The sequence below is a fragment of the Mesotoga sp. Brook.08.105.5.1 genome, from assembly GCF_002752635.1.
Lineage (GTDB): Bacteria > Thermotogota > Thermotogae > Petrotogales > Kosmotogaceae > Mesotoga.
Genome location: NZ_AYTW01000054.1, coordinates 1 through 2,124, shown reverse-complemented (window position 1 = coordinate 2,124; position 2,124 = coordinate 1). Strand labels below are relative to the sequence as shown.

Here is a 2,124-nt window from a genome sequence, read left to right as displayed (position 1 = left end):
TGCAAAGAGCGTTGATATAGATAGATGCCTCAAAGAGGATTATCCCAATGAGAATAGATGGGACTATGCTGTTTTTATCGAGAGTGATGCTGTTCTGAAAACAGCATTCATAGAGATTCACCCAGCCAACGAATCCGAGGTCGATGAGGTGATCAAAAAGGCGCAATGGATGAAGCGATGGATCATGGATAATCAGATAAGAGTCATCACTGAGAACCGGAAGTTTTTCTGGGTTTCATCTGGCAACGTGAAGATCACCAAGAACTCACAGAAAATACGTCTTCTCCACAAACAAGGAATCGAAGGCCCACAAGAACATTTGGTTGTTGACAAAGAAATGAGATTCTAATGCCCCATCCGATTATCCCGTGTCAGCCCGAATTAATTCTATACGGGACACCGTTCTTTTAGTAATGGATCTTGCTCCCGCTCTTATGGCCTCGATCCTAAACCAACCAAGAATTTGGACGCGAAGCGTCGGAACGAGGAACTGCTCCTGTTCCTAAAAATGGAGTCTGTCCCCGTTTTTCCTATGGCAACCGCAAAGCGGTTCGTGTCGTGTTTCTTAAGCTGCCACTATGGTAGAATAATTTGGATAGAACACTAGGCAAATATTTATAATTACATAGTGTTCTATCCAAATAATCGCTGGAGACCTTTTTAATGAGCAAGAAAACCGATATTGAGAAAAAAATAAAGTCCTGCTTCAAATATAATAATTATTTCCAGCAAACATCGCAGTTTCTAAAAGCGGGAATACATCCAAGAGAAATAAAGACGGCTCTAGAAAATGGATGGATTATCAGGATAAAACATGGTCTATATATGCTGGCAGATGCATACAATGGTCTTGAAACTGATCTTGTGGCAATTACTAAAGCAAGTAAATATACCGTTATATGTCTAGCTTCAGCACTCCAGTTTTATAACCTGACCACATACATCTCTCCTAAAATTACCATTGGTGTACCTAATAACGTAAGTCATCTCAAGTTTGAATATCCCCCCGTTAAACTCTATTACTTTGACAAAAGCACATACAAAATCGGTATTACCAGAATAAAAACGAATTCCGGGATTATAAGAATATATGACCTCGAAAGAACCATCTGCGATGCTTTCAGATTCAGGAAGGAACTTGGAGAAGGCATTGCCGTTGAATCATTAATAAATTATGTAAAACGTAAGGATTCAAATATCTCAAAGCTAATGGAATACGCATCAATGCTTAGAATCAAAACGGTGATAACACCTTATCTTATACCCATTATAACATCCGCTATGGAGTGATTGTATGCGAAATATTGGGGCTTCGGTTAGAACGAAACTGTTGAACATTTCAAGACAGACAGGAAGATCCAATGAGTACTTGCTCATACAATACTTTTATGAGCGTTTTCTCTACAGATTAGGAAAATCAAAATACAGAAATAGATTGATACTCAAAGGCGGAATGCTGTTGATATCCTACGATTCTCTAAATAGATCAAGGCCTACAAAAGACCTAGATTTTCTTGCAAAGGGGCTTCCAATAAAAGCAGACAAGGTAAAACCAATTATTGAGGAAATACTTAATTCCGCAGACTCGAATGATGGGGTGCTATTTGATGCAAACAGCATTCAGGTTGAGCAAATAACAGAAGATCAAGATTATACAGGAATTCGGGTCTTTTTTGTAGCTCAGCTTGCCAATACTAAAGTAAAGACCCGACTTCATTTGGATATTCCCGTGGGAGACAGCATTGTTCCAAGTCCGATTGAAATGGAATATCCCGTACTTCTTGATTTTGAAGCTCCTAAAGTTATAGCTTATTCCAAAGAAACAGTTATAGCTGAAAAGCTTGAGACAATTGTCAAAAGTAGCACGGCAAATAGCAGGTTGAAAGATTTCTATGACATATACTACCTTGCTCAAACAACCAATTTTTCTCTCTCTTGAGTAGATTTAATTATGATGCATTACGCTCTCGCTCCTCAATGCCAAAGGAATTAAAACCACTCAACAAAATAATACAATAATTCCTGAGGCTTTCACAAATCCTGAATGCTCCCAGGATGCTCATCCATCCTTAGCTGCCACTAAGGATGTGGTTGACAACTTGAATGTCACCTGATTAGTAGTTT

The 2,124-nt window shown here is 38.7% G+C and carries 3 protein-coding genes; all 3 read left to right on the top strand.

Annotated elements, in window-relative coordinates; all coding sequences use genetic code 11:
* Positions 1-349 (top strand): hypothetical protein (locus V512_RS14665; protein WP_099830905.1); only part of this gene is annotated, 349 nt, incomplete at its 5' end.
* Positions 350-663: 314 nt separating this feature from the next.
* Positions 664-1,290, top strand: a complete 627-nt coding sequence (locus tag V512_RS13105) for a type IV toxin-antitoxin system AbiEi family antitoxin domain-containing protein (RefSeq protein WP_099830904.1) — start codon at positions 664-666, stop codon at positions 1,288-1,290.
* A 40-nt stretch (positions 1,291-1,330) separates the two neighbouring features.
* Positions 1,331-1,939, top strand: a complete 609-nt coding sequence (locus V512_RS13100) for a nucleotidyl transferase AbiEii/AbiGii toxin family protein (protein ID WP_165775404.1) — start codon at positions 1,331-1,333, stop codon at positions 1,937-1,939.
* Positions 1,940-2,124: the final 185 nt, after the last annotated feature.